Here is a 5,036-nt window from a genome sequence, read left to right as displayed (position 1 = left end):
TTTGACTATCACTGGTCTGACTAGTTTGACTGTCAGTGGTCTGACTAGTTTGACTGTCAGTGGTCTGACTAGTTTGACTGTTAGTGGTCTGACTTTGATCATCAATTAGTCGAATCCAAGTCAAAGTATCCGGTTGAAATAACCGGATTTCATTGGGGCTAATCGTTACCGTCTCACTATCCCCGTCTTTTGTGGGAGCAGTGCGCGTAACTGTAACAGTAAATTGTTGTCCTGTAGCAAGATAAGCAGCTTGTTGTCCATTAATAGTTGTAGTGTTATCTTCTGTAGTGTTATCTTCTGTAAAGGTGGGCATTCGCAATCCATGCAACAAGAATCGTGAGGTCATTCCCGCTAAGGATTCGAACGACTCACCACCATTTAACTTATTTAATAAAGTGTCTAGGGTAATCGTGCCATCAGCATTAACCCCCTCTTTTTTATCCCTGACATAATCGATCCCAAGCTGCACCGCAGAGCGAATAATTAAGGTGAAGTAGTCAATAAATAAAAGTTCAGCGATCGCTAACTCTGCGGATGCATCGTTGGTCGGTATTTGTCCCAGGACTTCTTCTGTGCTCTGGTTATGGTTATAGTTGGAGGATTGAAAATAAGTTTGAATCGCCTTGATTTGAGCGGGAGAATATTTCGGCCTATCAAAATAAACGGTATTGATAACAGTATCAGCACCATCCTTGAGTTCCATCTGAAGTTGAGGAAACATCGGGAAAAGGGTACCACTAATTTCCGTCTTATTATCGATGGGGCTGTCGGTGATCTCAAAGATAAAATTGGTAGACAAGAATCGAATCAGGGGTTCCCAAAACTCATCCGCCGGTTCTTCCTCTAAGTAGTTAACGAATAGGGTATAAACATCTTCTAACAATTCCAACGTTAAGACTTGATCATCAACATTAACAGCACTTGGGTCGATAGTTAAAGCATTACGCTCACTATCTGATAAATAGGCATAAATCACCCATTTGAATAGGGCTTTAACTAACTCATCAAAGTCCGTATCATTATTAGCATTGGTAGAAGTATCATCATCATTTAAGGGAATCGAGTTTTCCATAAACAATAACCCGATACCACTTACCCCTGTTTCGGTCTTAGTAAAGGACGGTTGAAAATAAATATCGAGGCTAAGCTTCTCGTCGGAGGGGTATAGCTTAATTCCCGTTGTGCCATCATCCCATCGCAATGACCGTCCACCAGATGTTTCAGTAGTGACATTTGTAGTAGTAGCATTTGTAACTGTTCCTGTGCTACTAATGGTCTGGGCTTTAGCAAAAGCAAAGGAGCGATTAGCCCTAGCATTTTTCTGCATTCGAGGGGGACGCACGGTTTGAGCACGGGCAGTAAATAATGACTCTGGGGGAGCTATGGCTCCCCCAGAGTCAGGAGCGAGTTGCCAGGGTGGTGTGCTATCTGAACCGAGGACAAATTGCTCCCGCACGGTTAATTTAAACTTAAATCTGATCCGGACAAAGCCAATCTTGACCGATGCTTTGACAGAAACCGTAGCCACCAGAGCCACCTGAATCGCTTTGTATACCTCCACCACAAACAGCACCGCAGCTTTAACCAGGACTTCTATATCAACCTTAATCACCTTAAAGTCCACGACACCATAGATGCGACCAACAATGGCTACACCACCCTGAATCTGGTAATAGGTGGCCTTTTTCTCATTAGTATCGGTGGGATTATAGGTAGCAAACACCCCTTGCAAAATCCCATGGATGGTAATGCTGAATTCGGCGCGCAGAGGACCTTTATTGATAATTTTCCCCAACCCGACCTGTAAGCCAATGCCAAATTCCAATACCGGGTCAAAGGTGCCACTAACAATGTCGGGAACACTGGTGGCTGTTTCTGCACTAAGTTTATTGAAATAGAAGCCCCCTAACCCTAAAAAGATGCCCACATTAACAGCAATGGATCTCGAAAAGTCACCACCCCAAGGGAAGCCCACATCGATACCAAAGTCCCCATTGGTATAGATTTCAATGGCAACCACTGGCAGGGTAATATGAACAGCACCAAAGTCGATATACCGCATGGTGTCCGGTAAAACCAGCTCACTGCGATAGACCCCGACAGTGTCACTAATGCGGCGATAGAGGATTTCAAATTCAAATCCAGCAAAACTCTGTACCGGGGGTCCCGACAAGCTAATGCGCAGCCCATAGATAAAGGGATCGTTGAAAATTACACTGATCTCAATGGAACCCAAAATCACAAATTGGGCACCAATTAACCACCCACTCTCTGCACTAAACTGTATTGGCTGACCTGAAAATTGAATTGGTTGAGTGGGGTCAGAACTGACGACTGAGGGTAAGGACTGTTGCAGAGCTGTGAGGGGATTTTGCCGCCGTTTAATAGGGGGAAGGGGTACCAAGGTTTGGCGCATCACCGTGGTGAATTGCTCAATAGTACGAGCTTCCTGAACAATTTCTGGTGCAAAGGCAACCCGTTGTCCCAAAGCCAGGAACTTCAGCTCGAAGATCGGGGCTTTAGTGCTGGGCACTTGTGGGGGATTTTCATTGACTGGGTCCCACTGAACTCGCTTTTTGGGTTCTCCAGGAATACTTAAGTCTACTGCGATCGCTATTTTCTTATTGGATGCTGTTCTGGCATTATTTTGTTGGGTACTAACCTGAGATGACTTAGTCCCAAACTGGTAAGACAGCCCCACATTGGATACCTTAGCAATCAAGACATTCAAGGTAGCCTTGTAGGAAATGGTGATGGATTTATCGGTTAGGTCTATCTCCAGACTAAACTTATCTAGCGCTATCTCTTCTTTAGCAAATTCATCCCAGGGTGGATCGAGTTCAAAGTCAATAATGCTGGAGTCATAGACGCTGACAATATAGGCAATCAGGTCACCAATGGTGGGATTCTTTCCACTGACCAAACTAACGCTAAACCGCAACAGTTTACGATTATTGATATCGGTGTAGACTGCGCTCAACAACAGGGTACTGATTTGGAGTTGGAAAATTAACTCACCGGTACGATTTGCCAGGGCTTGGGATGAACGACCAGAGCTAGAGGTGCTACTGGTTTGGCTAAAGGTATAGATAACCGAGAGTTGTAAGGTATCGAAAAAGGGAATCGAGGCTTTGACCGTTCCTGCGATCGCGCCTTTTAGGGTCGTAGAGGTTCCCCCGGATCTATTACTGGAGGTTTTGGAAATTTCAATCCCTGCTTGGATTTGCAGGGTTTCTTCCCCTGGCACTAAGGCAATGCCAGTATCCCAATCCATGGATCCGGTGAAGGTATAGCGGGATTCGACGATTTGGGTACTATTGTCTTGATAGCGGGTTTGTTGTAGCGCAAATGCCAGGGAAACTACTAAATCCCGCAACCCATACTCATCGAGTTTATCCTGGGAAAATCCAAAGGCTTTGATAACTTCGGTAATGCTGATATTTTCAGCAGTGGCAGAAAATGCCCACTGACTGGCAATTATGCCACTCTGTGACGAAAATTGATGGGCGACCTTAACCGCAAATTCGCCCCCAAATAACTCAAACAGCCCCTCAAATGACAGTTTTCGCTGCTGGGAGAGGGATTCTGCCGTATTCTGTTGAGTGCCATTGGTTGAGCCAGAAGATTTGACCGACGACACTGACAGAGCAAGCTGTTTGATCGATAAGGTTGGCCCCGAATCGAGGGTAATCGACCAGGCATTTTCAATAGCAGCCTCAAAAGAAAATGCCCCTTTATCCGGTCGCAATTCCACCGCCATTTTAGTAATGGCTAAGTTCTGAATCGAGTCTGGTGCATCTAATTCTGGAATTAATTCTTCCAAAAGCGCCACGACATAAAGTCGCTGTCCAGCAATCATACCGCCCTGATAAACCGTTACGTTGCGGTCTTCAATTTTCTCCAGGATCAAATTGACGGTTTCACCAGCAACGGTTAGCTCGGAGATCATACCAAAGCTAACACTCGTTGTTCTTTGCACTATTGCAGTCATCGCTCGATTCAGAAAAGATTACTAGGCAAAAATGGAATTATCGGAAATCAGCGGTCAGTGGTCAGTGGTCAGCCGTCAGCCGTGAGCTAAAAGCTCACGCTACGCGAACAGCCGTGAGCCGTGAGCTAAAAGCTCACGCTACGCGAACAGCCCTCAGCTTATTTTATTTAAAAGCCAAGTGGCACAGGCTTCGACGCTGTGAAGCATTAGCTGATAGCTGATCGCTGATCGCTGATCGCTGATCGCTATTCTTCATTACTGATTTTGAAATAGATCCCCCTTAATTTGAGGTCTAATCCCTCAATTAATTGACCTGCATCATCTTGCCATTCTGCTGATAGTCCAACAGTGTAAGCTGTCTTGTCTTGGGCTACCTTTCCATTCTCAGTGGCGGCACCAGGTATTCTGACATGAAATTCATCCACATATAAACCAGCTTCTAAAACGAGATTAGCAGCCTGCTCTAATACATCTATATCGGGCAATAAAGTCGGATTGATCGATCCTTTTTCCACTATCCTACCATCAATCTCAGTATCTTCGGTCAATATAAAATTATTCTCATTATCATCGGGATCTAGAGCGACACCTAGAGTACCCATAATATTAATAAGAGAGGTACCAACCGTACCAAGGTAGACTCTCTCCCCTGCCGGAAGTTCAACTTCAATTCCCTTTTCTTTAATCTCATCAATTGCATTTTTAGGTTCTAGGGAAATTGTCTTCCCAGCCAGTTCTAGAGAAACACCAAAAAATACTTTAGTTTTAGTTTCAGTATCTGACATTTTTTTGCTCCTTATTCAAAAATAGTTAGTTTCAACAACTATCAATTTACAACAATTAACTTAGACATTTTGCTTTTCATTATATATCATATATCCAATAAAAAGTAAACCTAAAATTTATTTTTTTATTGGGCAATAAAACTCCGGATATCTTTCCCATCTTGCCTCTTGCCTTGGGTGCATCTCATTTTTGCTCTTTGACACGGTGGTGCGTTACGGGGCGGGCTATCCAAAGCCTGGCTACGAGGCGGAAAATGAGG

General features: G+C 44.3%; 2 protein-coding genes and 1 pseudogene. 1 reads left to right on the top strand and 2 read right to left on the bottom strand.

Annotated features, from left to right (window positions below; genetic code table 11):
- Positions 1-3,979: pseudogene (locus AC4II3_RS25310) on the bottom strand (hypothetical protein); the annotation flags it as partial.
- 2 nt (positions 3,980-3,981) lie between these two features.
- Between AC4II3_RS25310 and AC4II3_RS25305 the strand changes: the two are divergent.
- Positions 3,982-4,212, top strand: a complete 231-nt coding sequence (locus AC4II3_RS25305; RefSeq protein ID WP_490722919.1) for a hypothetical protein — start codon at positions 3,982-3,984, stop codon at positions 4,210-4,212.
- 24 nt (positions 4,213-4,236) lie between these two features.
- Here AC4II3_RS25305 and AC4II3_RS25300 read toward each other — a convergent pair whose 3' ends face one another.
- Positions 4,237-4,776, bottom strand: coding sequence for a hypothetical protein (locus tag AC4II3_RS25300; protein ID WP_488009078.1), 540 nt, complete (start codon positions 4,774-4,776; stop codon positions 4,237-4,239).
- Between the last annotated feature and the right edge of the window lie 260 nt (positions 4,777-5,036).

It is taken from the genome of Moorena sp. (assembly GCF_982860115.1).
Note: the sequence above shows the minus strand (reverse complement) of the source record. Positions and strands in the feature narration are given on the sequence as shown.

What these genes read in the sequence shown, in the direction of transcription:
- AC4II3_RS25300 (WP_488009078.1), bottom strand. Translation starts at nt 4,776, where the DNA reads ATGTCAGATACTGAAACTAAAACTAAAGTATTTTTTGGTGTTTCTCTA.